Source organism: Pandoraea sp. (assembly GCF_004297875.1).
GTDB lineage: Bacteria > Pseudomonadota > Gammaproteobacteria > Burkholderiales > Burkholderiaceae > Pandoraea.
Map to the genome: position 1 here is coordinate 37,993 of NZ_SCSK01000048.1, position 26,614 is coordinate 64,606.

The 26,614-nt window shown below is 59.5% G+C and carries 17 protein-coding genes; 8 read left to right on the plus strand and 9 right to left on the minus strand.

Going from position 1 to position 26,614, the window contains the following annotated elements; genetic code table 11:
* Positions 1-123 precede the first annotated feature (123 nt).
* Both EPN80_RS14660 and EPN80_RS14665 read right to left on the minus strand, forming a co-directional pair.
* The gene (locus EPN80_RS14660; RefSeq protein ID WP_293028679.1) at positions 124-912 is read right to left on the minus strand and encodes an aquaporin; all 789 of its coding nucleotides are present in this window, start codon (positions 910-912) and stop codon (positions 124-126) included.
* A gap of 34 nt (positions 913-946) precedes the next feature.
* Positions 947-1,315: a hypothetical protein gene (locus EPN80_RS14665; RefSeq protein WP_156884690.1), complete on the minus strand. Its 369-nt coding sequence runs from the start codon at positions 1,313-1,315 to the stop codon at positions 947-949.
* A gap of 856 nt (positions 1,316-2,171) precedes the next feature.
* Here EPN80_RS14665 and EPN80_RS14670 point away from each other — a divergent pair.
* Positions 2,172-2,399, plus strand: coding sequence for a hypothetical protein (locus EPN80_RS14670; RefSeq protein ID WP_047216412.1), 228 nt, complete (start codon positions 2,172-2,174; stop codon positions 2,397-2,399).
* 73 nt (positions 2,400-2,472) lie between these two features.
* On the opposite strand, the gene EPN80_RS14675 is transcribed toward EPN80_RS14670, so the two are convergent.
* Positions 2,473-3,429, minus strand: a complete 957-nt coding sequence (locus tag EPN80_RS14675) for a GGDEF domain-containing protein (RefSeq protein ID WP_293028693.1) — start codon at positions 3,427-3,429, stop codon at positions 2,473-2,475.
* A gap of 566 nt (positions 3,430-3,995) precedes the next feature.
* Here EPN80_RS14675 and glmS point away from each other — a divergent pair.
* Positions 3,996-5,825 carry a glutamine--fructose-6-phosphate transaminase (isomerizing) gene (glmS, locus tag EPN80_RS14680; protein WP_293028696.1) on the plus strand — a complete coding sequence of 610 codons (1,830 nt, stop codon included), beginning with the start codon at positions 3,996-3,998 and terminating at the stop codon, positions 5,823-5,825.
* Between the two features lie 77 nt (positions 5,826-5,902).
* Here the strand turns inward: glmS and EPN80_RS14685 are convergent, their stop codons facing one another.
* From EPN80_RS14685 to EPN80_RS14710, 6 genes are read right to left on the minus strand one after another with little or no spacing between them, the layout of a single operon-like run.
* Positions 5,903-6,766 carry a hypothetical protein gene (locus EPN80_RS14685; protein WP_293028699.1) on the minus strand — a complete coding sequence of 288 codons (864 nt, stop codon included), beginning with the start codon at positions 6,764-6,766 and terminating at the stop codon, positions 5,903-5,905.
* Complete coding sequence (locus tag EPN80_RS14690) at positions 6,741-7,589, minus strand: YaiO family outer membrane beta-barrel protein (RefSeq protein WP_293028702.1); 849 nt, start codon at positions 7,587-7,589, stop codon at positions 6,741-6,743. The genes EPN80_RS14685 and EPN80_RS14690 overlap by 26 nt, the downstream gene beginning before the upstream one ends.
* A gap of 60 nt (positions 7,590-7,649) precedes the next feature.
* Positions 7,650-8,996, minus strand: a complete 1,347-nt coding sequence (gene wecB / locus EPN80_RS14695; protein ID WP_293028705.1) for a non-hydrolyzing UDP-N-acetylglucosamine 2-epimerase — start codon at positions 8,994-8,996, stop codon at positions 7,650-7,652.
* Complete coding sequence (locus EPN80_RS14700; RefSeq protein WP_293028709.1) at positions 8,993-9,985, minus strand: hypothetical protein; 993 nt, start codon at positions 9,983-9,985, stop codon at positions 8,993-8,995. Before EPN80_RS14700 ends, wecB begins: the two co-directional genes overlap by 4 nt.
* Entirely contained in the window at positions 9,973-11,013 is a 1,041-nt protein-coding gene (locus EPN80_RS14705) for a polymer-forming cytoskeletal protein (RefSeq protein ID WP_293028712.1), read from the minus strand. The genes EPN80_RS14700 and EPN80_RS14705 overlap by 13 nt, the downstream gene beginning before the upstream one ends.
* Positions 11,010-12,695 (minus strand): glycosyltransferase family 2 protein, encoded by a 1,686-nt coding sequence (locus EPN80_RS14710; protein ID WP_366469481.1) that lies wholly within the window; start codon positions 12,693-12,695, stop codon positions 11,010-11,012. The genes EPN80_RS14705 and EPN80_RS14710 overlap by 4 nt, the downstream gene beginning before the upstream one ends.
* A 392-nt stretch (positions 12,696-13,087) precedes the next feature.
* Between EPN80_RS14710 and EPN80_RS14715 the strand changes: the two genes are divergently transcribed.
* From EPN80_RS14715 to EPN80_RS14740, 6 genes are all read left to right on the plus strand, one after another.
* Entirely contained in the window at positions 13,088-13,807 is a 720-nt protein-coding gene (locus EPN80_RS14715; RefSeq protein ID WP_293028715.1) for a Crp/Fnr family transcriptional regulator, read from the plus strand.
* A 473-nt stretch (positions 13,808-14,280) separates the two neighbouring features.
* On the plus strand, positions 14,281-14,535 hold the full coding sequence (locus tag EPN80_RS14720; protein ID WP_293028718.1) for a hypothetical protein: 255 nt from the start codon (positions 14,281-14,283) through the stop codon (positions 14,533-14,535).
* A 399-nt stretch (positions 14,536-14,934) separates the two neighbouring features.
* Positions 14,935-23,685: a glucoamylase family protein gene (locus EPN80_RS14725; protein ID WP_293028721.1), complete on the plus strand. Its 8,751-nt coding sequence runs from the start codon at positions 14,935-14,937 to the stop codon at positions 23,683-23,685.
* Positions 23,686-23,787: 102 nt separating this feature from the next.
* Positions 23,788-24,507, plus strand: coding sequence for an MBL fold metallo-hydrolase (locus EPN80_RS14730; RefSeq protein WP_293028723.1), 720 nt, complete (start codon positions 23,788-23,790; stop codon positions 24,505-24,507).
* 90 nt (positions 24,508-24,597) lie between these two features.
* A complete protein-coding gene (locus EPN80_RS14735) occupies positions 24,598-25,437 on the plus strand; it encodes a c-type cytochrome (protein ID WP_293028726.1) in 840 nt (279 codons plus the stop codon).
* Positions 25,434-26,318: a c-type cytochrome gene (locus tag EPN80_RS14740; RefSeq protein WP_293028729.1), complete on the plus strand. Its 885-nt coding sequence runs from the start codon at positions 25,434-25,436 to the stop codon at positions 26,316-26,318. Before EPN80_RS14735 ends, EPN80_RS14740 begins: the two co-directional genes overlap by 4 nt.
* The last annotated feature ends 296 nt before the right edge of the window (positions 26,319-26,614 follow it).

Below are 26,614 nucleotides of genomic sequence, written 5' to 3' on the forward strand. Positions count from 1 at the left end.
TTACGGCTTACTCAGCCCTGTCAAGGCAAGTGTCGTCTTGAAACTCTTTATTGATGGTAGCAGATTCCTTGCCGATCGCCGAAAAACAACCACATTATGATCGTTGAATGAGATCGCCCTTGCTTAGCCCGTTTCCTGGTGGTCTCCTTGTGCGGCAATTGTGCCAGCAGCGGTTGCGTTGCCTTTCAGAACCCACTCGAAGCCTACCGCAATGAGCGCGCCCAGTAGCGGACCGGCAACGTAGATCCAGGTGGTGCTCAAGTCGCCGCGCATCAGGTCGGGGGCGAACGAGCGAACAGGATTCATCGACGCTCCGCTGATGGGCGATGCCCAAAAACCTGCCAGAGCGATATATCCGCCGATCGCCAGCGCGCCGTTCGAACCGATATTTCGAGCGCCCGATGCGGTGCCGAGAATTGTACTGACCAACCCTGTCGTCAACAGAATTTCCATCGCCAACGCTTTAACATCGCTCACACCGGAGCCGGGCGTGGTGGCACCGAGCAACGCGGCGGTACCGAACATCGCTCGGAGAAAAGATGCCGCGGCGATTCCCCCGACCAGTTGAGCGCCGATATAACCCGGCACACGGCGCCACGGGAAATTGCGCCGCGCGGCAAACGCTAATGTGACAGCCGGATTTAAATGGGCGCCGCTGACAGTCCCCATGAAATAAATGATAGCCATGACCATCAGGCCCGGCGCCGCGACCTTCATACCCGGGGTTATCTCACCGCCGCTCCGGGCACCGACCACGGCAGCGCCCGCAGCAACAACCACCAGGAGGAAGGTCCCCCAGGCTTCGGAGAATAGACGCCGCCACTCGTGGGCAAACTCCAGAAAATCGGGCGGCGGCGAGCCGCGCAGCATAAGCTGCTCTGAAGTAAATTTACCCGATTGAGCCTTCGTCATAATGGCCTCCATCAAACGAGCCGCGCTCTCTTCTTCAGACGATTTTGCAGGGAATCATCGCATCTTCATCGAACATATAGACTGCACAGAGTCGATGATAGCCGTCGGCAATGACCAGCCGGCCTTGATCCGGGTTTCTGAATAGCAAAAGCGGCGACAACTTCTTTCCCCGGGTGATACGAGCCCGATCCTTTTCAACATGACTGTTGCTGACCCCAAGCAGCGAAACACCGGAAGCCCGAAAGATGTCCTTTGCGGCGAGTGTTGTCATTGCTGCACTCGTCAATTCAACAGCCGCGAGCCTCGCCGCCTGTGGCAATAAAATCAAGCGCAAATAGGCTTCCGCTGCCGGATAATCGTGCGGCTGAGGCGCTTTGAGCCATTTGATCTTTGTTTTCTTCATCGCAATACTGTCAACTGTGAACTGTGCGCCGTCGCTGCCTGGCAAGCGCGAATATCGCCGATATCATCGCGGCATCGGCTTGTCTGTCGTTACGGCCATACCGGGTGCGGCTTTGCCAGGAAACGCCATTTCTCGGAGGATGGTGCCCACTACAGCATCCGATTTGCCGAGCTGAATTTTTCGATGGTGGTAGGGTTCGATTTCTCGGTAGCGAATTTTTTCGAACGCATCAAAACGAATAACGGATCAGCAAAAAACCTGGGCGGCTGGACCAAGCTGATTTTTGACCAGCCTCGCAGCAGCCTGCCTCGCCCTCCTTCGTCCTCCCACCTGCAGAGGTCAATTCGGGACTGCGGTAGTTCATTGTCGATAGCCAACGTCAGTACCTCATCGAGTACCGAGATAAGACGCGCCGCCATCTCGGCGAAACCCACTTCATAGTAGCAACGCTAGCGATGCGGGAGCCGGCTGTCTGTACGCCAGCGCACGCAGCAACTCTATGTCGTCGGCGCGGCGCCAACAGGCGTCAAGATATGTTGCAAACTGATGGGAATGTGTTCACACTGGGCTCAGATGTATGACGCCGTGATGCTGTAATGCGCCCGCGTATCTTCACTTGCCGTTGATTTGGATGCGCTATTCGATTCGCAACCTGGCTGGCTGGTGATGCCCCGTCCTGCACGCCGCGCTTCGCGATCTCGCAACAATGTTGCCGCCCCTCATTTCATCCCGGCACGCTCACTTCGGTCGTGTCTAGCGAATTTCGTCATATACACAGAGGCACAATATGTTTACTGCCGTTCTTCCGGTTCATAAGGGATTCGAAATTCAGACCTTAATATATCCAAACCATGATATGCACGGCATCCAAATCAAGCGGGTGCCCAAACGAGATCAAGGGTACCAGGTGTCGGTGCGGATTTTTCGCGCGGGGATCGTACCGACGGATCTGACCAGCCGCATGTTCAAGCTTTCGGAAGCGCTCTCATACGATGCGATCGGTGAAGCCAGACGCGCCGGCGAGAAGCATGGCCGCGAGATCATCGATGGCGATGTGAAGGACGAGTCGGTCGCCGATTTGTAGCTTGCGATGTTGCGTGTCGAAGGCCCGGGCTGCGGGCAAGGGTTCTGCAACCGCCTCTATGCAGCCTCGCTGGCTATGCGCCGCCACGAGTTTGCGTAGTAGCCATTTGATCAAAAAATGCGTGACCAGTCTGGCGTCGCTTGGCGCAATACATGGCTGCATCGGCGTTTTTGAGCAACGCCGTTGACGTCATGCCATCTGAAGGGTATATCGCAATGCCAATGCTCGGGCGCATGCTGAACGCGACGCCGTCGATTACCAAAGGCGCCGATATGGCCTCGAACAACTTGCCGGCAAGAATGCTCAGATGAGCGCGATCAGGCACATTTGAGAACAAGCAGGCAAATTCATCGCCGCCCAAGCGGCTGACGATGTCCTCGATACGCACTGTGCGCGCCAGTCGAGCGGCGACAATCTTGATGAGTTCATCACCCACATGGTGCCCATGCGCATCGTTGATCCTCTTGAAATGGTCCAGATCCAGGTAAAGCACGGCCAAGGTCTGACGCTGCTTCTGATGAGCGAGCAGCGCATTATTGAGCCATTCCCGAAAGAAAACACGATTCGGTAATGTGGTGAGGTCGTCGTGCAAGGCCAGGTGGCGCACACGTCTTCCCTCCGACAGCGTCCCGACCAAATCGGCTCGCGCCGCAACAAGTGCGGCGCGAGCGTTGCATACTTCCGATTCGAGTTGTCTGAGCCGCGCCTTCTCCTGCAATAGCAGGTCATGCAGTTGCTCCAACATCGCCGCGCACAACAGCATATTCTCCTTGGCCGCCCTGCGCGATTCGCATGCCGCGTCTCTGAGTGCGGTACTCAGCGGGATAGCGACGCCTGACTCGAACCGCGATTTAATCGCGCTAAGCAGATTGACGCTGTCCGTGATCCCTTCCGCAATTGCCGAAGCAGCCAGCGACCGGTTGTTGTTATTGGTGCAAGGTTGTGATTTCGAGATTGCGTCGTCGGGGGCGGCAGCGCCATCCTCTGATCCGTGACGCAGTTCAGATACCAGATTTTGGTTTTTTTGCATCTTTTGAACCTCCAGAAACAATCTTCCCCAGTTCAGTTGATTTGAGGAAAAGCATTGGAAGGATTAATCCAGTCATGACTGGGTGGACCACGGACTTTATTTGATTGGAAGAACCACCCTCGACGGGGCGTCCTCGCGACCGATGTTTAATAACCCCTGATTTGATTTAAACAGTTCGAGATCGCTTTGTCTGTACGAAAACGTACATAGAATCCGGCGATGTCGGTGCCAGGTTCGATAGTCACTAAACTCAATTAACTTTAAAAAATAGAGCATGCGATAGCAAGCGGTGCCGTCCGGAAACGAAAAAGAAATGCGCCACTGTTGGCTATCGAACAGACGGCACGATCCTGGCATGGTGTCATCCAAGAATGCCTGAATTGCGTTTTACGTAACGCTGCGGGCCATTGACGTTCCTTAATAAGAATCTGAGTAAAAGCGTGCCACGTTGACCGAGGAAATCTACATTTCCGCTTTACGCATCGTGATGAATAATCATCGGTCACATTCAATAATCGCCGAAGCAATAATCACTGGCGATGAATCAATTCAAATAGGAATATGCGATGTGTGGAATCGTGGGGGCAGTAACTGGCCGGAATATCGTTCCGGTGTTGATGCAGGGTTTGCAGCGACTCGAGTATCGCGGCTATGACTCATGCGGTATCGCCGTTCATGATCAGGGTCTGTTCCGTGCGCGGAGTATTGCTCGAGTCAGCGAACTTCAGGCGCAGATCGATGCCAGCGGGTTTGCCGGCAACTCGGGGATCGCCCACACTCGCTGGGCGACGCATGGCGGGCCGGTGATCGATAATGCACACCCGCATTTCTCACTCGATCGCCAGGGCGATCGACGCATAGCGTTGGTTCACAACGGAATTATCGAGAATTATGAACTCATCAGAACCGAGTTGAAATCTCTTGGTTACCTTTTCGAATCGCAAACGGATACCGAAGTAATTGCTCATCTGATTAATCATTTGTACGACGGCGATTTACTGCATGCGGTTGAAAAGGCCGTCAAGCGCCTGACTGGCGCATTCGCCATCGCGGTGATTTGCAAGAGTGAGCCGCATCGCATGGTGGGCGCCCGTCTCGGCTGCCCGCTGGTGGCCGGACTGGGGCATGGAGAAAACTTCCTGGCGTCCGACGCAATGGCACTGTCCGGCGCCACCGATCAGATCATCTATCTGGAGGAAGGCGATTTGGTCGATGTGCGGCAGACATCGATTCGAGTCGTCGACCGTAATGGCATCTCGGTCAATCGCAAGATCCACACCGTGTCGGCCACCGCCGGTCCGGCTGAACTCGCGCCCTTCCGGCATTACATGCAAAAGGAGATCTTTGAGCAGCCGGGGGTTCTGGCTGATACGTTGATTGGCAGCGAGAACCTGGATGCCGGGATGTTCGGAGCAGGTGCCAGTGAGATTTTCAAACAGATAAACGCCATTAGGATTCTCGCGTGCGGCTCGAGTTATTACGCTGGCATGACCGCCAAATACTGGATCGAGTCGCTGGTGGGCATTCCGGTCAGTGTCGAGGTCGCCAGTGAATATCGCTACCGCGAGCCGGCCGTCAATCCGCATGCGCTGGTACTGGCGATATCGCAGTCTGGCGAGACCGCCGATACGCTTGCTGCACTCAAATATGCGCACCAATTGGGTCACAGGCACTCGCTGGCCATCTGCAACGTGGGTGTGTCGGCCCTGGTGCGCGAAGCCGAGTTGTCGTTCCTTACGCGCGCCGGCATCGAGATCGGCGTGGCCTCGACCAAGGCGTTCACCACCCAACTGGCGGCTTTACTCATCCTGGGGCTTACGCTGGCGAAACTACGCGGGCACCTGACGCCCGAACAGCAACGATTGCATGTCAACGCACTGCGTCACTTACCGGCGGCCATTTGCCGGATACTCGAATTGGAACCCCAGATTATGGCTTGGGCAAGCCTATTTGCCAGAAAGGAAAATGCGCTATTTCTCGGGCGCGGCTTGCATTATCCGATCGCGCTGGAAGGTGCATTGAAACTGAAGGAAACCTCCTATATCCATGCCGAGGCGTACCCCGCCGGCGAACTCAAGCATGGTCCATTGGCGTTGGTAACCGAGGATATGCCGGTGGTCACGATTGCACCAAACGACTCATTGCTCGGCAAGCTGAAATCGAACATGCAGGAGGTACGCGCGCGGGGCGGCCAACTGTATGTCTTCGCCGATGCCGACTCGATGGTCGCGCCCAGTGACGGTATGCACGTCATACAGCTGCCGGAGCATCATGGCTTATTGTCGCCGATCCTGCACGTGGTTCCACTGCAGTTGCTGGCTTACCACACGGCGTTGGCGCGAGGCACCGATATCGATAAGCCGCGCAATCTGGCAAAATCCGTCACAGTTGAATAATTGCGCGGTGCCGGCACCCGGCGCCTTGGCCGCCTCGGTAGCGACACGAGAGCGGGTGCGTTTGCGGCTCCTCGGCCTTAGATGGTTGCTTGCGCTGGCGCCATGCTGGCTACCCAGGAGTACAACGCGACGAAAATCAATACGTCGAATACCGCACCGAAGCAGATATACAACACCGGCATGAAGAGCACTGATAAATGCTGAAGTATCAGCATGTGCAATACCGCCTGATTTGGAATCATCACGAAGAAGTAAGCCAGAATCATTGTCGTATAAAAAGCCTTTACTGCTATGCGCACATTCAAAATGTAGTAGCCAATCGCGAGCATGACCGGTATCGCTAACAGCAATTCGTATCCCATATCGATCACGGCAGTCAGGTGACTCAGAGGCGTATAGGGAAATTGCGTGGGCCAAAGCCAAAAAAACAGCAATGCCATCGCTTGCACGACGCACAGAATGCGGATCAGATACTTGAGCGGCAATAATCGGCCATTCATCCAAACCGTTGCCAGGAATGCAAGCGCGGTTGCCGCGGCGGTGGCTAACATGATCGCGTTGCTTGGCAGGTCCGCGGTTGGCGCGGATTGCGCCCAGATCAGATCCAGGCTGCGCCAATTTCCAGTGCCGCGATCAACCTGAAGCGGTATGTTCAGTCGTTGCGCCCAAAATACGACACAGTCGCGCCAGATCCCTAGGATATAAGGCTTTGCCCACACCAAGCCGCCGCAGAATAGCGTGGGTAGCGCTATTGCCTGAAGCAGCAAATAGGGGCCGATGGGCAGTCGGCTGATGGCTCGATGCTGGCGCGCATGCCGATGCAATAGTTTGGTCTGCCTGAGCGATTTCACTGCCGCGCGGAACGCCTGTTCGCGTGCCCGCGCGGTACCTGTCTGTTTTTTCATTGTGAAATTTTTAGAATTGATGGAACAGACCGACATATGCGCCGTTACGTCCGTAAATCGGGTTTTGGTAGTGATCCACGCTGACCAGAAAGCCCGACTTCTTGCTGAACCAATGACGCCATTCGAGAGTAATCTCCTTGCTCTGGAAATTGACCAGCGTTGCCGTTTGGGAAATTGCCTGATACCCCTCGCCTCCCCAGCTATAGCGTGCCGTCACCAGATTTTTCTTGTCGCGACCATAAGTGACGGCGACGAACTGTTGATGCGTTGGGATGTTTCCCGGATCGCTATGGTTGAAACGCACGCCCGCCTGGATGATCCACGGTTGATCGAAATAATAGGCCGCCCCAAGGCTTAGGCTGCGATCGATATGGCCATCCGGAGCGTTGTAATAGCCGACACCGATTGAGCTGACGAGATTGCGCTTTGGCAGCCACTTGCGGTTGATGAACACGTCTAGACGTTCGCGAGGTAAATAGAACGCGCCATCGCCAAAGCCAACGGCGGCGCTGACATACCAATCCTGATTGATCGTATAGGTGTCGCCTATGCCGACAAAGTTGCCAAATTGGCCGAATTCGCGTTTGGAGGAGAGCTCTGCCTGAATCACATTGGGGCCAATCCCATAGATGCCGCGCAACGTCGTATCGAGCCAGTTCCCATAACCCGCGTTCAGGTGCTCGGCGCCGGCGCTCAGTTCGAGACTCCGAATGGGCGGTGCCACGACATCGACCGGCACCGGTTGCACGTATTTGTTGGCGGCGCTGGGGTTCTCCACATTCTGCTGCTGTGCGTAAGCAGGCGCGTATGCGACGAATAGGGACAATATTGCGGTGAGAATAAAGTATTCCGTTGCCACGCCTGCTCTCCCATGGAAATCCCGTTATCGGGGCGTGCCGGTCGGCAGCGCCCGCTTGCATCACGGCAAAATCCGGCCGGACTGGTTGTCTTGCCGCATCTCTGGCGACGGAACGATGAAATGAGCAGACCGTTCCAAAGTCGCATGGGCGTCGATCAGAATGTCGACGATGCGTTGCGCGCTCTTACCGTCGCCGAACGGGCTCTTGTCGAGTTGCATGCGACGATAGGCGGCCGGGTCGGACAACAGCAAACCCGCCTGCTCGACCATCTCGGCAACCTCAGTGCCCACCAGTTTCGCGCCGCCGGCGTCGACCAGTTCCTGACGTTCGGTGCTGTTGCGGGCAATCAGTACGGGCTTACGGAATGCGGATGCCTCTTCCTGGATACCGCCGGAGTCGGTCAGCGTGAACTCGCAACGGACCAACATCGCAATTAACGCCTGGTAGCTCAGCGGTTCAGTCACGCAGATGCGCGCTCGAACCTGTGGCGGCAGATCCCGCATGACCGATTCAACGTCGGCCCGCACTGCCGGATTCGGATGTAACGGCCATACCGCCACCGTATTGCCGTGCGCTTCAATGACGCGCGCGACGGCATGAGCGATATTGCGGATTGGTTGGCCCCAGTTTTCCCGCCGGTGAGCGGTGACGAGGATCAATCGATGGCTCGTATAGCGGGCTTCGAACTCAAGCAAGTCGGCCGGCGTCACCGCATTGCGCTCGAGCGGCGAATGTTTGATGCGCTCGTGCGCCCACAGCGCGGCGTCAATGACGGTATTACCCACTTCGAAAACGCCAGCGCGATCGACTCCTTCATTCTGCAAATTGAGGCCGGCCTGCTGCGTTGGCGGAAAATGCCAACTGGCCAGACGACCGATCAATTCGCGATTTTTCTCCTCGGGAAAAGGCTCGCGCTCATGGGTGCGCAAACCGGCCTCGATGTGTATCACGGACTTGTCATGGTAATAACCGACCAGCGCGCCGACCAGTGCGGAGGTGGTATCGCCCTGCACCATCAGCGCGTCCGGCCGGAGCCGCTCGACGGCGTCATCAATGCCATGGAGCAGCGCCGCGGTCAGATCCGTCAGTGATGACGATTTGCGCTGCAGATCAATAGTGATATCGGGCGGCATATCGAAAAACGCATACAGCGCCTCGGCGATAGCACCATGCTGGCCCGTATGAACCACCAGTACCTGATGGCCGCGCGCTTTGAATTCCCGATACACCGGTGCCATTTTGATGATTTCCGGGCGGGTCCCGATGCAAGCCAGATAAGTTTTTTTGGACACGACAGGCCTATTGAAATCGAATGAGGGCGGCGTATGCGGTGGCAAACGACGGTTGTTATCGCCAGCATATTCGGCTTGCGAGACATCGAGCGTGACGCGCAGGGAACGGGTCATTGACAGCTAACCTCCGGCCCGGCTGCCGTAACACCCTTGTGGGCCAGGATCTGCCGCGCCACTTCGTCGGTCACGATCCAATGCGAGGTATTCCGAGCCGCGCGCGTCTCCCGGAGCCAGCAGCTTGCAGAGGTGGGATCGCCCTGATCCAGCGCGACGACCGCCACCAGGCCCCAGGAAAAGTCGGCATGGGATTGCATGAGCCATGTCGCACGATACTGATGCATCCATTGCTCATAATAGGTATGTGGATCTGTGGGCAGGTGGTCGAACTTGAACAGCAGCGGAAACAATTGCGCGATATCGTCAGGATAAAAAGTCCGGGCAATCGCATCCTGTCCCGACTGGGTGGACACCAGGAAATGCCGCGCCTGCTTGTCCCAGAATATCGTGTGAATATTGCGCGCAAGCTTTTTTGTATCCAGCAATGCGGTGCCGCCGCCCGGCTTCGGACGATAGGACAAAACTTCCAGGTTATCCATGAACAGCCCGTGTTGATAGACGGGGGACACCAAGTAGATGCCTCGCACCGGATCGATGAGGTGACTCAACGTGGCAACGCTTTTTTGATAGCTTCGCTGCCAAACCGGATTCTTTTTGAGTTCTGCCGGCATGGTGTCCAGAAACTTCAGCCAGAGGGCCACCAGCGCGTCGTCGGCATCGGCGGTCTTGCAGGGCGCCCATACCGGACCGCGACGACAGTAGCGGTCGAAGGTGCCATCCGGCTTTTGCCGCTGAACCAGCCAATCGGCCCATTGTCTCGCATAGGGAGAAATGTCGAGCCCGTTTTCGCGTGCCAGCAGAAGCGCTTGCAGCGCGAAATACGGGTCTATGGTGTCGCCGTTATATTGAATCGAAATCGCCCCTTGCGGATCGGCGTAACCGGCCAGTTGCAGCTTCGATGGCTGCGCATGGCAAGGCATTGAAAAGGCAAGCGCAATCGGCAATACCAGATAACCGCAAAGTCTTGCAACGCTTATATTGACCATACCACTCCTAAATCCCTCGCCCATACCGTGCCATGCGCGATGGCGCCGGCTTCGGCAAAAATATTTCCCGCGCTAATCGTGGTCGGCGATGCCGATGTCCCCAACTTGGCCCGTACCCCAAGATAAACAATGGTCTCCGAGATGACCGGTCCTTCGACGAACGCCTCATGGCGCACCTGAATTTGTTTTTCGCTGATCAAAGACCCCAGAATTCGCGCATGCGCGCCCACCGTGATGTCCTTCCTGGCCTTGATGTCTCCATCGATTTCCACCCATGCACCAATCAAAAGACGCCCGGTCACAATCAGCGATCCCCGATAAATTTTTCCTTCCGGTAATTCACAGTTGCCCCTGACCATATGAACCGAGTCGCCGCGGCGAATCACATTGGGCAAATCGTCGAACGATGCCTCGACCGGCGCCGGTCTTCGTGTGCCTGGGACACCGTCGGGCGCAACGCCGAAGCGCACCACGGGCGCGCTGATTCGCTCGAAGCAGCACCGCTTGTCCAACTCGACAGCAGTCGCGGAGGATATACGGCGCAACGCGCAACTTCCTTCGCCGAGATAAATGACATCATCGGCATAAGCCCATTCAAGCACCTCGCTATCTGGCCCCAATCTGATGCTGCCCTGGGCAAACAGCGCGGTAAAACTGTCGCCGCTCGAAGCCTCTATGCCACCCTGGACAAATAACGGCGGCTTGCATCGGACGGGCCCCGCCGTCTTGATCGAGTCGTATGCGATCAACGGACGCCGCGCGAGCGCCCAATTCATTTCGTTAAGATCTTCCGGTACGTGTTCGAAAATTTCATGGGCCGCCAGGATTTCTCCGGCGATATTGGACAGCGCGACACCACGAAATTTTTCCGCGAAGTGATCGATGTCGCTGGTGTAATTGGGGAAAACCGCCAGCGGCGTGCAGTCAGTCGGTGTTCGCCATTCTTGCCACGCGGGATGAAATGCCAGCCACATCAGAGCCAGGCATGTCGTTCCGAATGCGACGAAGTAAAGCCAGGCGAGGTTCATTCGACCCCCGGCTTGCGGTACCGCACGGTTTTCTCCCAGACCATGTCTCGCTTGAAAACGTAATCGATCGCCAAACTGAAAACGGACGAAGAGATCGCAAACAGATTGACGAAAAATCCAAGCAGATTAAAAGGCAGCAGACGCAGCCGGCGTCGATTTCCGTCAAGCAATACGGCAATGACAATCTGGAAGAAAGCAGCGAAATTTCCCATCGTGCCGTAAGCCATCAAGGCAAATATCGGTATCAATTTTGTCAAAAGATCTCCGGCATCGAGAAAATACAGGCAGAGCGCGAGTATCCAGCCGAGCAAAAGAAGCGGAGGCATGACAAAGACCAGCAGCAGCAACATGCCGTCGATGCGTTCACGCCAGCTCAGATAGGGGCTGGTTAAAAACTGATACCAATATCGCGCCAGTACCTGGTTGTGCCCTTTGGCCCAACGCTTGATCTGTTTGATGCGCACGCGCCAATCTTCCGGCACTTCCTCATAGCATTCGGAGCGATTCGTATAAATCGTCTTCCAGCCGTTGAGCAAGAGTCGGTAAGTGATGTCGGTGTCTTCGGCCAATACATCGTCATGCCACCCGCCCACGGCGTTGACCGCGGACAGGCGCACGCCACCGACAGTGCCGCCATATTGGGGAACCAGTTTCAAGTTCATGCGCGCTTGCTGGTCGACCTGATACCCCCCCGATCGCTCGAGATCAAGCATCCGGGTGAGCAGGTTGGTGCCGACATTCATCGGCACCACGCGGCCCATCACGGCGCCGACTTCGGGATCGAAGAAAGGAGCCACCAGTTGCCGCAACAAGCCGCGTCCCGGCACATAGTCCGCATCGAAAATGATCGCGATATCGCCTTCGGCATAGGCCAACGCATCCTTGAGCGCTGCAGCCTTGCCGGCTTTTCCATCCGCGCGATGAAACGGTATGATGCGGCCCGAATGTCGCGCGACATAATCGTCGATAATGACGCGCGTGCCATCCACGGAGCGATCGTTGACCGGAACGATTTTCAGGCGGTCGATCGGGTAACTCGTGTTGAGCAATGCGTCCATACATCCGGCAATGACATTTTCTTCATTGTGGGCGGCGATGAACACCGTGATCATCGGCCACGGCGCGTCGTCGATGTCGATGTACGGATGACGTTGCTTGCCGAACAGCCGGCTGAGCGTGAACAGCATGTGCCGCAAGGCATAAGCTGTCATGATCAAGACAATCACAAACAGCGCCGTCGTCATGCCCGAGGCAACGGAATGCCTCGTAATAGCCAGCCAACCTCCGGATTGCCTGCGGGTCTCGCTTGCCGACGCCGCGTGCGTGCTGATCCCCGCATTTTCCGATGGCCCGGCGGCGGTGGACCCGAGCTCGCGCGGCTTGCCGCTATCCGGCGATATCGCCTGGGCGGCACTGTGCGTCAGCTGACTCTCTTGCTGCGATGCAGCTCCAATGCCCACCCCGGCAACCTCACCGCCGGTCGTCAAGCGCGAACTCTGCGCTTCCGATGACGCGGACAGGAACATCTGATGACTCAGTGCGAAGGAATTCACCGGCAACCCAAGCATTCCGGCGAGAACCAGGATGATAATGATGCCTCCAAGCGTGACGGCTACACGAGAAAAGCCGCGTAACACCAGGAATTTTCGTCGGACATAATCCGGGAATTTCAGAAGGTCCATAGATTCCGCTTTGGCGACAAATGATCTGGCTGATTTTTTTTATAGTTATATGTCCTAAATAGTTGCATGAGAACCCGATTCTATAATGCCGAAATTGATATTTGTGACATGCGGTGTGGCAAGTTGTGGAGGTTAAACGCCCGTCATCACATTGTCTGTACGGCAGCGTACATTGGTGTCGAGGCCGCTATGCATACCGTTATGTTGAGTGCGCATCAGAGTCATGTTCTCGAAACACGCTCCCGATAGATGTCCCGATAGGGTAATTCCGCGTATGCCATGTGCCACGGAGCGCGGCACAATGCGATCATGCGCCATGCACGGCAGCCTCCGACGCGATGCGTTCGAGCGGCTTTTTTGGCGCTGAACCTCGTCCAGTTTGAGAGCCTGCCATGACTGTTTCCCCGGACCCGAGACAGAATCATCTGCTTGCCGCCCTGCCTGATGAGCCATGGCAACGCTGGCTACCGCAGCTCGAACTGGTTCAATTGCCGCTGGGAAAAGTGATATATGAGTCGGGTGGCACGCTGAGCCACGTTTATTTTCCGACCACCGCCATCGTCTCCTTGCTGTATGTCATGGAAAACAGTGCTTCGGCCGAGATTGCCGTTGTCGGTAACGAAGGCGTGATAGGCATTGCGCTGTTCATGGGCGGTGGGTCCACCCCCAGCCGCGCGGTGGTACAGAGTGCGGGAACGGGTTTCAGGCTGAGCGCGCAAACAGTAAAGGACGATTTCAGTCGAGCTGGCCCGGTTATGCGTCTTATGCTGCGCTACATCCAGGCGCTCATCACTCAAATGGCGCAAACGGCGGTGTGTAATCGCCATCATTCTCTGGATCAGCAGCTATGCCGGTGGTTGCTTTTGAGTCTGGACCGCCTCACGGGAAATGAACTCGTCATGACCCAGGAATTGATCGCGAACATGCTTGGCGTTCGTCGGGAGGGCGTGACGGAGGCGGCGCTGAAATTGCAACGGGCCGGGCTGATCAGCTATGTTCGAGGTCACATTACCGTGCTGGATCGTCCTGGCCTGGAGAGGCGAACCTGTGAATGTTATGCGGTGGTGAAGAACGAGTACAACCGGCTTCTTCCGGGCAAAATCGCGAGTTAGCGGGGCATGCATCAACAGGGCGAGGCAACTCCGATCCATCGAAAAGCAGTCAGTGATTATCCAATCCACCCAGACACCCCCTGCTGGATGAATCGAGCGTGGTGCCATCCTGGATCAATTCTTCCTGCACATAGGATTTTGCGCTGCCGCAGGCAAATGCATGATTGCAGGTGGGGCATTTGACTGGAGCATCCGACCGCAAGTGGGCTCGCAAATGCGCCTCGTCCGTGGTAGTGACAGTCAGTGGAAATGCCATGCCGCAACATGGACACACCACGAATCCGACAGGTATCTTGAGCATCATTTTCTCCAGCGGGATGTTCCGCGCATTCAACCTGAGCGCTTCACGACAACTGGCCGAGAACGCTTTTCCCGACCGGTTATTCCATGTTTGGCGCCTTCTGAACAGGCGAGTTCATTTTTACATGTGCCTGGTGTGCGAGCCTAGCGAGCGTGAGGGATCGATGCGTTAGTTGCTGCCCCTTTTGGCTGCGTTTTTGATGTTGTCGCCCGCGTTCTCGATCTGTTGTCCTGCATTTGCCGCGGCATTATCGATTGCCTTGCCGGCACGCTGCGCCGGCCCTTCCGGCTTCTGGCAGGCCGACAACGCCAGCACCAAAACGGTCATCGTCAATATTCCGATCGCCCTGCTGTTCCGTTTTCTCATGTTTCTCCATCAATGGTTTGGCCAGCGAAATGCTCAGCCACGATCATCCGAACGGATGTAGAGGCCACTTGCCACCGGTAGCACCATAGGCGTGCCATGGTCCGGTGTCGGTTCGGTGGCGTACATAACGCGAGAACGCTCAGGCCTGGCGATAGTGTTCTGTACGCTACCGTACATACCGGGCGCGCTATTTCTGCAAGACTGATCGTCCATCCCGCAGCTCTCACTCTCTGACTGCTTCCTCGTTGGAGCAGTCGCATTGTGGCAATGAGCGTGGATGGCGCGCGCCCGCGGCGCCTCGTTCCGGACGAGCCGCGGCGCCACGCTCCTGCGACCTGATTGCGCGTTTCGCCCGCTTCCTACCGGATGAGCTGGCAGCTCCCGCGTGTGGGTTGGCTAACGCGGTTGGCCGGCCAGAAGAACCTCACCGACCCAATCCAGCGACCTAAGAGGTATCACTATGTGGCTCCTGCCGCGCTTTACGAGCTTCCTTGGCGCTGAGCGTATCGCCGGCGATCTCGGCCCGCGCGAGCCACCGATTCGCGCCGAACTTTTCAGCACGGAGCGGCTCGAGCAACACGCGGCAAGCCTGGCCGCGGCGCAGGTCGTCTCCGCGCGCCGCGGCAACGGGCGAGCGTTGGCCGCACGCGCGGCCGACAACGAACGCGTCTTGCTCAAATGCTATCGCGCGATCTCTCAGGCAACGCGGCAGCGCCGCTCCATCACGCCGGCGGCCGAGTGGCTGCTCGACAATTTCCGGGTGATCGAAGGGCTGTTCAAGGAAACTCGCTTGGGGCTGGCGCAGCGCTCCTATCGTGTGTTGCCGATGCTTTCGGATGGCCCGCTCCATGGCAAGCCTCGCATTTATGGCGTGATCTGGGCGTTCGTCGCGCATACCGATAGCCGCTTCGATGCTGCCTTGCTGCGACGCTTTCTGCGTGCCTATCAACGCATCGAGCCGCTGACCATTGCTGAATTGTGGGCCATTCCGCTGACCCTGCAGTGCGTGATGATCGAGAATCTGCGCCGGTTAAGCGTGCATGTCATTGGCGCGCAAACGGGGCGTCAGAAAGCCGACGAAATCGCCGACGATTTGCTGGCGCTTCGCGCTCAAACGCCGCAGGCCATCGATACGGCGATGAACAAGCTGATTGCCGAACCGTTCGGATCGGCTTTCGTGGTGCAATTGATTCAGCGCCTGCGCTACCAGGATATCTCGCTGCAAAGACTGAATCAGCAATTGGCGCGCCAGGCGCAATCGTTTGACGATGTCGTGCAGGCCGAGCACGCTGAACAAGCGGCCGCCAATATGACCGTGCGCAACCTCATCACCAGCATGCGCGACATGTACGCGTTCGACTGGCGCCCGCTCGTCGAGGACGTCAGCCTGGTCGACGAATGCCTGCGCCGCCATCCAGTGTATCCGAGCATGGATTTCACGACCCGCGACCGGTATCGCCACGCCATCGAGGTGCTGGCCGAACAATCGCGGCATACCGAACTCGAAATCGCCCGCGCCGCGGTGGCCAAGGCGGCGGGCAACGCCGAGCGGGGCAACCTATCCGACGGGCGCATCGCCGACCCCGGTTATTACCTCATTTCCAGCGGTCGCCCTGCCTTCGAGCGGGAAGTCGGTTTTCGCCCGACGTGGAAGCAGCATTTGCTGCGCGCCTACACCTCACGCGCCACGGCAGCGTATATCGGTACGATCCTGCTGCTCAGCGCGGTGCTGTTGTGCCTGCCGCTATGGCCCAGCATCAATGCCGGCGTGGGTCTGGCAGGGGCGCTTCTACTGGGCTTGCTGGGGTTTTTCCCGGCCTCGGACATGGCGGTTACGCTGATCAACAAAGCCATCACCGGGCTGGTCGCGCCGCATCATCTGGCGCGTTTGGCGCTGGAGCAAGGTATCCCGCCGGAACTGCGGACTTTTGTCGTGGTGCCGACGCTGCTCACGTCGCAAGCGGCAATCGAGGCGCAAATAGAACAACTGGAAGTGCATTACCTTGCCAACGCCAAGGGCGACATACTTTTCGCGCTGCTGTCGGACTGGGCCGATGCAGACACCGAATATCGCGACGGCGATTGGGCGCTGTTGAACGCCGCGGCGGAGAAAATCGCGACGCTCAATGCACAATATGGCGCCGCGCTCGACGGCACCCCGCGCTTCTTCCTGTTCCACCGCAGGCGCTTGTGGAACCAGGCCCAGCGCAAATGGATTGCCTGGGAGCGAAAGCGCGGCAAGTTGCACGAATTCAACCGCCTTTTGCGCGGAGCGACAGATACCTCGTTCCTGCCTGTGGGTGGCCAGCCGCCGCGTGCACCCGCCGGCGTACGTTATGTGCTGACGCTCGATAGCGATACGCGGCTGCCGATCGACGCCGTGCGCCAATTGGTCGGTACCGCGGCGCATCCTTTGAACCAGCCGAGGATCGATCCGCGCTCGCGCCGGGTCGTCGAAGGGTACGGCATTTTGCAGCCGCGCATCACTCCGACGCTCCCCACGGCTCAGGAAAGGTCCATTTTCCAATGCATTTTCTCCGGGCCGTGCGGTATCGATCCCTACGCCGGCGCAGTCTCGAACGTCTACCAGGATCTATTCGGCGAAGGCAGTTATACCGGCAAAGGCATCTATGACGTCGACGCTTTCGAGAGCGGGTTGGCCGGCCGCATTCCCGAAAATACCGTGCTCAGTCACGATTTATTGGAAAGTGTCTTCGTGCGCTGCGGCTTGGTGACGGATATTGAATTATTCGAAGATTTTCCTTCCCACTCTCAAGTCGCGGCAACCCGGTCGCACCGATGGATAAGAGGCGATTGGCAGTTGCTGCCATGGATTGCAGGCCTCACCGGCGAATCGATTCCCGCCATCGGCCGCTGGAAAATGATCGACAACTTGCGTCGCTCGCTATCCGCGCCAGCCATGATCTTCACGTTACTGGCAAGTTGGGTGCTGCCGCGAGTACCCGTCGGCCTGTGGAGCGGTTACGTGCTGCTCGCACTTGCCTTGCCGGCGCTGTTGTCGCTGTGCCAGGGCTTGATACCGCCGCGCAGTGGCATATCGATCCGCAGCCATCTGCGTGCCGTGGGCAAAGACGTGGCTTATGGCGGCAGCCACCTGCTGATTGCCGTCACGTTGCTGGCGAACCACGCCTGGCTGGCGCTCGATGCCATCGGCCGCACGCTGTTCCGTTTGCTGGTCAGCCGCCGCCTGCTGCTCGAATGGGTGACCGCCGCGCAGGCGAAATTGCGCGCGGGCATTTCGCTGGGCAGTTTCACCTGGTCTTTGCGCGGCGCCATCTTCATTGCCGTGCTGTGTGCCGCCGTGGTGGCCTACCTTAATCCCGACAACCTGCGATTGGCCGCGCCGTTTCTCGTGCTGTGGGGCATCTCGCCATTTTTTTCTCAATGGATCAGCGCGCCGCCGAAGACTGCCCCGCCCTACCCCGGCAAGGCCGCCGACGTGGTGGCGATGCGCATGGCCGGGCGCCGCATCTGGCGATTTTTTGCCACTTTTGTCACCGAGCAGGATCACGGACTGCCGCCCGATAATTTCCAGGAGGACCCGGCGCCGATTGTCGCGCACCGAAGTTCCCCAACCAATTTCGGGCTTTATCTGCTGTCGACGCTTTCAGCGCGCGATTTTGGCTGGCTGGGCATCACGGAAATGGTGGAAAGGCTCGAGACGACGCTGGGGACGATGCAGGCCCTGCAGCGTTTTCGCGGACATTTTTTCAATTGGTATGACACCTGCACGCTAAGCCCGCTCAATCCGCAATATATTTCGTCGGTCGACAGCGGTAATCTGGCTGGCCACTTGCTCGCGCTTGCCAGCGGCTGCCTCGAAATGGCGCAGCAGCCGGTGTTTTGCGCAGCACAGTTGGCGGGAGTCCGGGATACTGTATGGCTGCTGCGCGAAGCGATCCAGGCCGAGCGAGACGACCGCCGTACCTTGACGGTCAACTTGCGTCAGCTCAACGAAGGGCTCGATGATTTCGAACAGTGGCTGCTTGAGGCGCCAATGAACGACGCCGACTGGTCCGGCCGATGGCATGGGCTCGAAGAGCGGGCGGCGACGCTGCTCGATCTGGCGCAGACTTTTGCCGCGGAGCGAGGCGACGCGCAGCACAGCGAGGTGCTGGCCTGGGCGCAATCGATCCGCGCCGATGTCGCCAGCCATCGTCGCGACCTGCCGTTATGCGTGCCGACCTCGCTTGTGCAGGCAATCGAATACGCCACGCCTTTGCCGCGTCGCGAGGGCGCATTGCAGCCCGGCATCTCGATCGCCGCGACTCCTGATTTTTGCCATTCGCTCAGTACGGCATTGTCGGCCGGCCCCGCCACCGGACACGGCTTTGGCGATGCCGCCGCTGTCGCCCGTGACGCCTTGCACCCGATCGGAAATGCCTGCGCCGGGCTGGCCGGTCGGCTCGAAGCCCTGGCTGCGACTGCAAGGCGTCTATGCGAGGAAATGGAATTCGGCTTTCTTTTCGATCCCGAACGCCGCCTGTTCTCGGTGGGTTATCGCATCAAGGAAGGAGTGCTGGACAACAGCTACTACGATTTGCTCGCTTCGGAGTCCCGCCTGGCCAGCTTTATCGCCATCGCCAAGGGCGACGTCGCGGCCACCCATTGGTTCCGCCTGGGACGTCCGATGACGCCACAGGGCAGCGGCGCGGTCCTGATGTCCTGGTCAGGCTCGATGTTCGAGTACCTGATGCCCTCGCTGGTGATGTTCACGCCGTCATACAGCCTGCTGGATGAAACCTGTCATCTGGCCGTCAAGCGGCAAATCGCATACGGGCGCGAGCGGCACCTGCCGTGGGGCGTTTCCGAGTCGGCCTATAACGTCCGCGATCGCGCCTTGACGTATCAGTATGCCGACTTCGGCATCCCGGAACTGGGATTGAAACGCGGCTTGGCACAGCACCTGGTGATTGCGCCGTACGCTACCCTGCTCGCCGCCATGTACGATACGCGCGCGGCCGTCGCCAACTTCAAGCAACTCGATGCGGCCGGCGGGCGCGGCATCTTCGGTTACTACGATGCGATCGATTTCACGCCGTCGCGCCTGCCCGAAAACCGCAGCGTGGCGCCCGTGCGCGCCTATATGACCCACCACCAGGGAATGTCCCTGGTGGCGCTTGGCAACGTGCTGTTCGACGATGTCATGCGCCGCCGCTTTCATCGTCAACCGATCGTTCGCGCCGCCGATCTGCTGCTGCAGGAACCGCGTCCACGTGAAGTCGGAAAAGCTCAAGTTCGCCCGGATATCGCCGATGCGGTGCTGGCCAAAGAGATCATCAGGCCTGTTTCCCGCCGCTTTCACTCGGCCCGGCAAGCCGTGCCGTCGACTCATCTGCTGTCGAACGGGCGCTATGCCGTGATGGTGACCACCGCGGGCTCGGGGTATAGCGTCTGGGATGGCCTGGCCGTGACGCGCTGGCGCGAGGATGTCACTTGCGACGCTTGGGGAAGCTATATTTTCCTGCGCGATACCGCGAGCGGCGACGTGTGGTCTGCAACCTATCAGCCGCTCGGCCTGGAACCCGATCGCTACGAGGTGGTTTTCTCGGAGGATCGAGCCCGCTTCGTGCGCCACGACGGGACCCTTTCGACCTGTCTGGAAATCATTGTTTCGCCGGAAGACAACGCCGAGATCCGCCGTCTCACGCTTACCAATTCGGGCGCGCAAGCCGTGGAAATCGAACTGACTTCCTATGCGGAGGTCGTGCTCGCGCCCATGGCGGCCGACGCGACGCACCCGGCTTTTTCGAATCTTTTCATCCATACCGAATACTTGCCGGAGGTGCATGGTCTGCTGGCCATGCGACGACCGCACAGCGCTACCGACGCCCCGGTATGGGCCGCGCACATCCTGGCCGGCGGCTCGCGCAGCGAAAACGTCGGCTATGAGACCGATCGTGCCCGCTTTCTCGGGCGCGGCCACCCGATACGCGATCCGGTCGCGATCATGGACGGCCGGCCGCTCTCCAATACCGTGGGATCGGTGCTCGATCCTGTGCTGAGCCTGCGCACTCGCGTGCAGGTCGCGGCTGGCGCCACGGCGGACATCCTGTTCGCCACCATGGTCGCGCCAACCCGCGGTGAGATCATCGATCTGGCGGACAAATACCGCGATGCGGCGAGTTTCGAGCGCATCTCGACCCTGGCGTGGACGCAGGGCCAGGTGCGCCTGCACCATCTCGGGATCACGGCGGAGGAAGCGCATACCTTTCAGTACCTCGCCAATCGGGTGCTCTATTCCGACCCCGTCATGCGACCCAGCAGCGAAGTACTCAAGCGTAATACGCTCAATGCCACGGCCCTGTGGCGCTATAGCATTTCGGGAGATCTGCCGATTGTGCTGGTGCGCACCGACGATCAGGAAGATCGTGAAATTGTCCGGCAGTTGCTGCGCGCGCACGAATATTGGCATGGCAAGGGCCTGGCGGTCGATCTGGTTATCCTGAACGAGAGAAAAGCCTCTTATGTCCAGGATTTGCAAACGTCGCTGGAAAATATGGTGAGCGGCTGCCAGGCAACGCCCGCCCCGGGGGGCAGGGGTGGCGGCATTTTCGTGCTGCGCGCCGACTTGATCGAGGCTTCCGAACGGGATCTGCTGTTGTGCGCGGCGCGCGCGGTGGTGCTGGGCATCCAGCAAGGCAGCCTGGAGGAGCAGGTGTTGCGCCTGCGCCGCGCGGAATCCAAGCCGGTCGCCCCACCGCCCTTGCCGGCGCCGCTGACGCCCCGGGCATTCGCGCAAACGGCGCTGCCGGCCGTGCCGACGCTGGAGTTTTTCAATGGCCTGGGCGGCTTCGCCAGCCAGGGCCGCGAGTATGTCACCGTGCTGGGGCCGGATCAGCGCACGCCGGCGCCCTGGATCAACGTAATTGCGAATCCGGCTTTCGGCTTTCAAGTCTCCGAGTCCGGTGCCGGCTACACGTGGTCGGAGAACAGCCAGGCGAACCAGCTAACGCCTTGGTCCAACGATCCGGTTTGCGATACGCCAGGCGAGGTGTTTTATTTGCGCGATGACGAAACGGGGGAGCTTTGGGCGCCCACTGCACTGCCGATACGAATCGAAAACACCCGCTACATCGCCCGTCACGGCCATGGCTATAGCCGTTTTCAGCACAGCTCGCACGGCGTGATGAGCGAATTGCTGCAATTCGTGAGCTGGAGCGATCCGGTCAAGATTTCGGTCCTGACGCTGGAGAACCTGTCTTCCCGCCCGCGCAAACTCTCGGTGACGGGTTATGCCGAGTGGGTGTTGGGCACATCCAGGGCCGCCAGCGCTCCGTTCATCGTGACGGAAATGGATGCGCAGACCGGCGCAATGTTTGCCGCCAACCCCTGGAATGCCGGGTTCGGCAAGCGCATTGCCTTCGTCGACTGGGTCGGCCGCAAAACGTCGTGGACGGGTGATCGCACCGAATTCATCGGCCGCAACGGCACGCTCGAGCAACCGGCGGCATTGGCTGGCTCAGCCGGCCTGAGCAACCGCACCGGCGCCGGATTCGATCCATGCAGCGCGCTTCAGACCGCGGTTGAACTCGCGCCCGGCCAACGCGTGCAGCTGACTTTCCTGCTCGGCCAGACCGCCGACCGGCCGGCAGCCCGGCAACTGATCGGCCGCTACCGCGCGCTCGACCCGACGGAAGTGCTCGCCGAAGTAAATGCGCAGTGGGACCGCATCTTGACCAAGGTGCAGGTCGAAACCCCGGATCGTGCCACCGATCTGATGCTCAACGGCTGGCTGCTCTATCAGGTGCTGGCGTGCCGGATGTGGGCTCGCGCCGCCTTTTACCAAGCCAGCGGCGCTTTTGGATTCCGGGATCAGTTGCAAGACTGCATGGCGCTGACGCTGGCACGGCCGGATCTCGCGCGCGCTCACCTGCTGGATGCGGCTGCCCGGCAGTTCGTCGAGGGTGATGTGCAGCACTGGTGGCATCCACCTCAGGGGCGCGGTGTACGCACCCGTATCTCGGATGACCGCCTCTGGTTGCCGTATGTGGTCGCGCAATATGTAGGGGTGAGCGCCGACGCGGCTGTCCTGGATGAAGTGCTGCCATTCCTCGAAGGCCCCGCAGTGCCGGCCGAGCACGACGACGCCTATTACGCGCCGAAGGTCTCGGCCCAGACCGGGACGCTGTTCGAGCATTGCGTGCGCGCGATCGATTGCAGCCTGGCCAATGGAGCGCATGGGCTGCCGTTAATGGGCGGCGGCGACTGGAACGACGGCATGAACCGCGTGGGCCAGGCGGGCAAGGGGGAGAGCGTGTGGCTTGGCTGGTTCCTGTACTCGACCATCGCGAAATTTTCCGTGCTGGCCGCCGCGCGCGGCGAGCACGCCTGCGTCGAGCGCTGGCACAAGCATGCCGCCGCCTTGCGCGCCGCGTTGAAAAAAGATGCCTGGGATGGCGCCTGGTATCGGCGCGCCTATTTCGACGACGGCACGCCGCTGGGCAGTTCTGCCAATGCGGAGTGCCGGATCGATTCGCTGGCGCAAAGCTGGAGCGTGATATCGGGCGCGGCCGAGCTCACGCGGCAACGGCGCGCGATGGCGTCGGTCGAGCAGTATTTGATTAGGCCGGGCGATGATCTGGTGCTGCTGCTCGCGCCGCCGTTCGATAAAACGCCGCATGATCCCGGATACATCAAAGGCTACCTGCCCGGCGTGCGCGAGAACGGTGGCCAATATACGCATGCCGCGGCGTGGTGCATGATCGCCTATGCAATGCTGGGCGACGGGGATCGGGCGGGTGATTTGCTCAAGATGCTCAATCCCGTCAATCATGCCTCGACCCGCGCCGGCGTGCACGCCTACAAGGTCGAGCCGTATGTGGTGGCGGGCGACATTTACGCCGCGCCGGCGCACGTCAGGCGCGGTGGCTGGACCTGGTATACCGGCTCGGCCGGATGGCTCTATCGCGGCGGGCTCGAATCGGTCCTGGGCCTGCAAAAGCATGGCGAGCACTTGATCATCGATCCTTGCATCCCTCGCGACTGGCGCAACTTCCGTCTCGACTACCGGCATGGCGTGACGCACTACCTGGTGACAATCGATAACCCGCATGGCGTGTCCAAAGGCGTTGCGCGTGTCGAACTGGACGGCGTGCCCCTGCCCTCGAATACCCCCAGTGTCACGCTGGTCGACGACGGCCAGATTCATCGTGTGCGGGTGATGCTGGGCCAGGCGGCACAGCCATAGCGCAAAACCGCATTGACACCGGGATTGCCGCCTTATAGTCTATTACTTATAAGTATATGCTTATTTCAATAAGTAATATTGGCGGCACAGACCGATATCCCCATGATTTTTCGTCAGCTTTTCGACACTGCGTCGAGCACTTATACCTATCTGCTCGCTTCCCGACCCGGCGGTGAAGCATTGCTCATCGATCCGGTCAAGGAGCATCTGGCGGACTACACCACGCTCATCGAACAACTCGACTTGCGGCTGGTGCATGCGATCGATACCCACACGCATGCCGATCACGTGACGGCGCTCGGCGATCTGCGCGATGCCACGCAATGCACCACGCTCATGGGCGAGCGCTCCAAGGCGGAATGCGTGTCGCGGCAGGTGAGCGACGGCGAGATTCTGCGCGTGGACGGTATCGAGCTGGCCGCGCTCTATACGCCCGGGCATACCGACGAGTCGTTCAGCTTCGTGCTGGCGCCCGCCGCGCCGCGCGCGGTCTTCACCGGCGACGTGCTGCTGATTCGCGGCACCGGGCGCACGGATTTTCAGGGCGGCGACCCCGCCCGTTCCTGGGATTCGATCGTCAATAAGCTGTTTCGGCTGCCCGACGACACGACGCTGTACCCCGGCCACGATTACAGAGGCTGGACGGCGTCGAGCATCGGTGAAGAAAAGCGCTTCAATCCGCGCCTGGCCGGCAAGACCCAGGGCGAATACATCGCACTGATGAATAACCTCAATTTGCCGGCTCCCAAGATGATGGATATCGCCGTGCCCGCCAATCTGGCTTGCGGACAGCCCGCGGCGGCGCCGCGTCCGCAGGGCTGAGTGCGGCGGTTGGTCGCCCGAACGCGAGGCCGCTGTGGAGGCCGGCCCGGACTGTGCGCTCGAAGCGACAAGCGCTATGATCGAGTCGTGATGGCCGACTGGCAGTACCAGCGCATGCCGCCGGCCGCCGCGACCGGCACGCGAGCATACGTCAACAACAACGAGAGGGGACGAAACATGGAGCGAGGACGAGTAGCCTCTGCGCGACACCGAGGCACACACCCGTGGTGGTTGCTGGCGGCAGCATTGGCGAGCATCTTCATCATCGGGCAACAGGCGCGGGCGCAAACGGCCGGATTGCAAGCGGCGGCACCCGCCGGACTCGGCCTGACTATTGCCACGCATGGCACCGCCCAAGGCGTGCCGGCTTGCGTCAGTTGCCACGGTACGCAGGGGCAAGGTAACGCGGCAGCGGGTTTTCCGCGGCTCGCGGGACTCAGCGTCGCCTACCTGGTCGGGCAGCTCGATGCGTTTGCCAGCGGGCAGCGCCAGAATCCGGTCATGCACCCCTTCGCGAAAGCATTGACGCCGAGCGAGCGCATTGCCGTAGCGGCCTATTTCAGTCAATTGCCCGCACCAGTTGCCGTGCCGCCGATCGACGACGCGACCATCGAACCCACCAACGCGGGCGCCTGGCTGGCCAATCGCGGGCGCTGGCTTGCCGGCCTGCCTGCTTGCGCGCAGTGTCACGGGCCGGGCGGCATCGGCGTCGGGGCAACGTTTCCGCCGCTGGCGGGCCAGTCGGCGGCCTACATTGCGAGCCAGTTGCATGCGTTCCAGGCCGGTACCCGCCCGCCAGGGCCTCTGGGCTTGATGCACATGGTCGCGGGCAAGCTGTCCGAGGCCGATATCACTGCCGTGTCGACTTATTACGGCGGATTGGGCCACCCGGTGGCGGCTCGCGCGAACGTTCATGGAGACGGACAATGAAGCGCATTCACTTGCTGGTCACCGCCCCCCTGCTCGGCCTGCTGCTTGTCATCGGCGCCTTGCCCGGCGCCAATGCGGCGGGCCCTGCGCCGGTGCAGTTCACGCCGCCGCCCGAGAGCGCGATGCCCAAGGGCGAATTCGGCAAATCCGTCAAACTGGGTGAGCAGATTTTCATCCATACGGGCACCTTCGCCGGAAAGTTCGTCGGCAATTCGCTCAATTGCGCCAGTTGTCACCTCGATGCCGGCCGCCGGCCGAATGCGAGTCCGCTTTGGGCCGCATATATTTCCTACCCGGCCTATCGCAGCAAGAATGGCCACGTGAATACGTTCGCCGAGCGCATACAGGGTTGCTTCCGCTTCAGCATGAACGGCAAGGCGCCGCCGCTGGGCGATCCGGTGCTGGTGGCGCTGGAGAGCTACGCGTATTGGCTGTCCACCGGCGCGCCGGTCGGCGGTCCAGTGGCCGGACGTGGGTATCCGAAGCTGCCCGCGCCTGCGCTTACCCCAAGCTATGCGCGCGGCAGCGAGGTTTTTGCGCAGCACTGCGCGCTGTGCCACGGCCCCGACGGGCAAGGACAATCGAGCGGCGGCAAAGTGGTTTTTCCGCCGCTGTGGGGCGCACGCTCGTTCAACTGGGGCGCGGGCATGCATTCGATTCAGAACGCGGCCAACTTCATCAAGGCCAATATGCCGCTGGGCCTGGGTGGCTCGCTGACCGACCAGCAAGCGTGGGACGTGGCGACTTTCATGGACAGTCATGAGCGGCCGCAGGACCCGCGTTTCACTGGTTCGGTCGAGGCCACGCGCCTCAAGTATCACAACTCCAAGTACTCGATGTACGGCCGTACGGTCAACGGCCATGTCCTGGGCAGCGAATGAATCCCGCCGAAAAAATATAAATAAAACAATATATTGAGACTGATAATTAAAGTTTTACTTTAATTATCGGCTCGCTCGGCCCAATGCGGCCGTTCCCTCCTGGCGGGCTCTGATTCGTCACGCGTCAGCGTGCACGAAAGCCGCGCTTCGCTTTGACAAGGCGGGCACTTTTACGTACCATATTACTCATAGATATATGCTTATTTCGTAGAGTAATATTGACGTCGCGGCCAGCGATCCAGCTGGCTGGTCCTGCGCGGCCGGGGTTCCCGCACGCAATGGGCCAAGTGCTTTTC

Bases quoted from the DNA above. Each gene is read 5' to 3' on its own strand.
- EPN80_RS14660 (WP_293028679.1), bottom strand. From the start codon at position 912: ATGACGAAGGCTCAATCGGGTAAATTTACTTCAGAGCAGCTTATGCTG.
- EPN80_RS14665 (WP_156884690.1), bottom strand. From the start codon at position 1,315: ATGAAGAAAACAAAGATCAAATGGCTCAAAGCGCCTCAGCCGCACGAT.
- EPN80_RS14670 (WP_047216412.1), top strand. From the start codon at position 2,172: ATGCACGGCATCCAAATCAAGCGGGTGCCCAAACGAGATCAAGGGTAC.
- EPN80_RS14675 (WP_293028693.1), bottom strand. From the start codon at position 3,429: ATGCAAAAAAACCAAAATCTGGTATCTGAACTGCGTCACGGATCAGAG.
- glmS (WP_293028696.1), top strand. From the start codon at position 3,996: ATGTGTGGAATCGTGGGGGCAGTAACTGGCCGGAATATCGTTCCGGTG.
- EPN80_RS14685 (WP_293028699.1), bottom strand. From the start codon at position 6,766: ATGTCGGTCTGTTCCATCAATTCTAAAAATTTCACAATGAAAAAACAG.
- wecB (WP_293028705.1), bottom strand. From the start codon at position 8,996: ATGACCCGTTCCCTGCGCGTCACGCTCGATGTCTCGCAAGCCGAATAT.
- EPN80_RS14700 (WP_293028709.1), bottom strand. From the start codon at position 9,985: ATGGTCAATATAAGCGTTGCAAGACTTTGCGGTTATCTGGTATTGCCG.
- EPN80_RS14705 (WP_293028712.1), bottom strand. From the start codon at position 11,013: ATGAACCTCGCCTGGCTTTACTTCGTCGCATTCGGAACGACATGCCTG.
- EPN80_RS14710 (WP_366469481.1), bottom strand. From the start codon at position 12,695: ATGGACCTTCTGAAATTCCCGGATTATGTCCGACGAAAATTCCTGGTG.
- EPN80_RS14715 (WP_293028715.1), top strand. From the start codon at position 13,088: ATGACTGTTTCCCCGGACCCGAGACAGAATCATCTGCTTGCCGCCCTG.
- EPN80_RS14725 (WP_293028721.1), top strand. From the start codon at position 14,935: ATGTGGCTCCTGCCGCGCTTTACGAGCTTCCTTGGCGCTGAGCGTATC.
- EPN80_RS14730 (WP_293028723.1), top strand. From the start codon at position 23,788: ATGATTTTTCGTCAGCTTTTCGACACTGCGTCGAGCACTTATACCTAT.
- EPN80_RS14735 (WP_293028726.1), top strand. From the start codon at position 24,598: ATGGCCGACTGGCAGTACCAGCGCATGCCGCCGGCCGCCGCGACCGGC.
- EPN80_RS14740 (WP_293028729.1), top strand. From the start codon at position 25,434: ATGAAGCGCATTCACTTGCTGGTCACCGCCCCCCTGCTCGGCCTGCTG.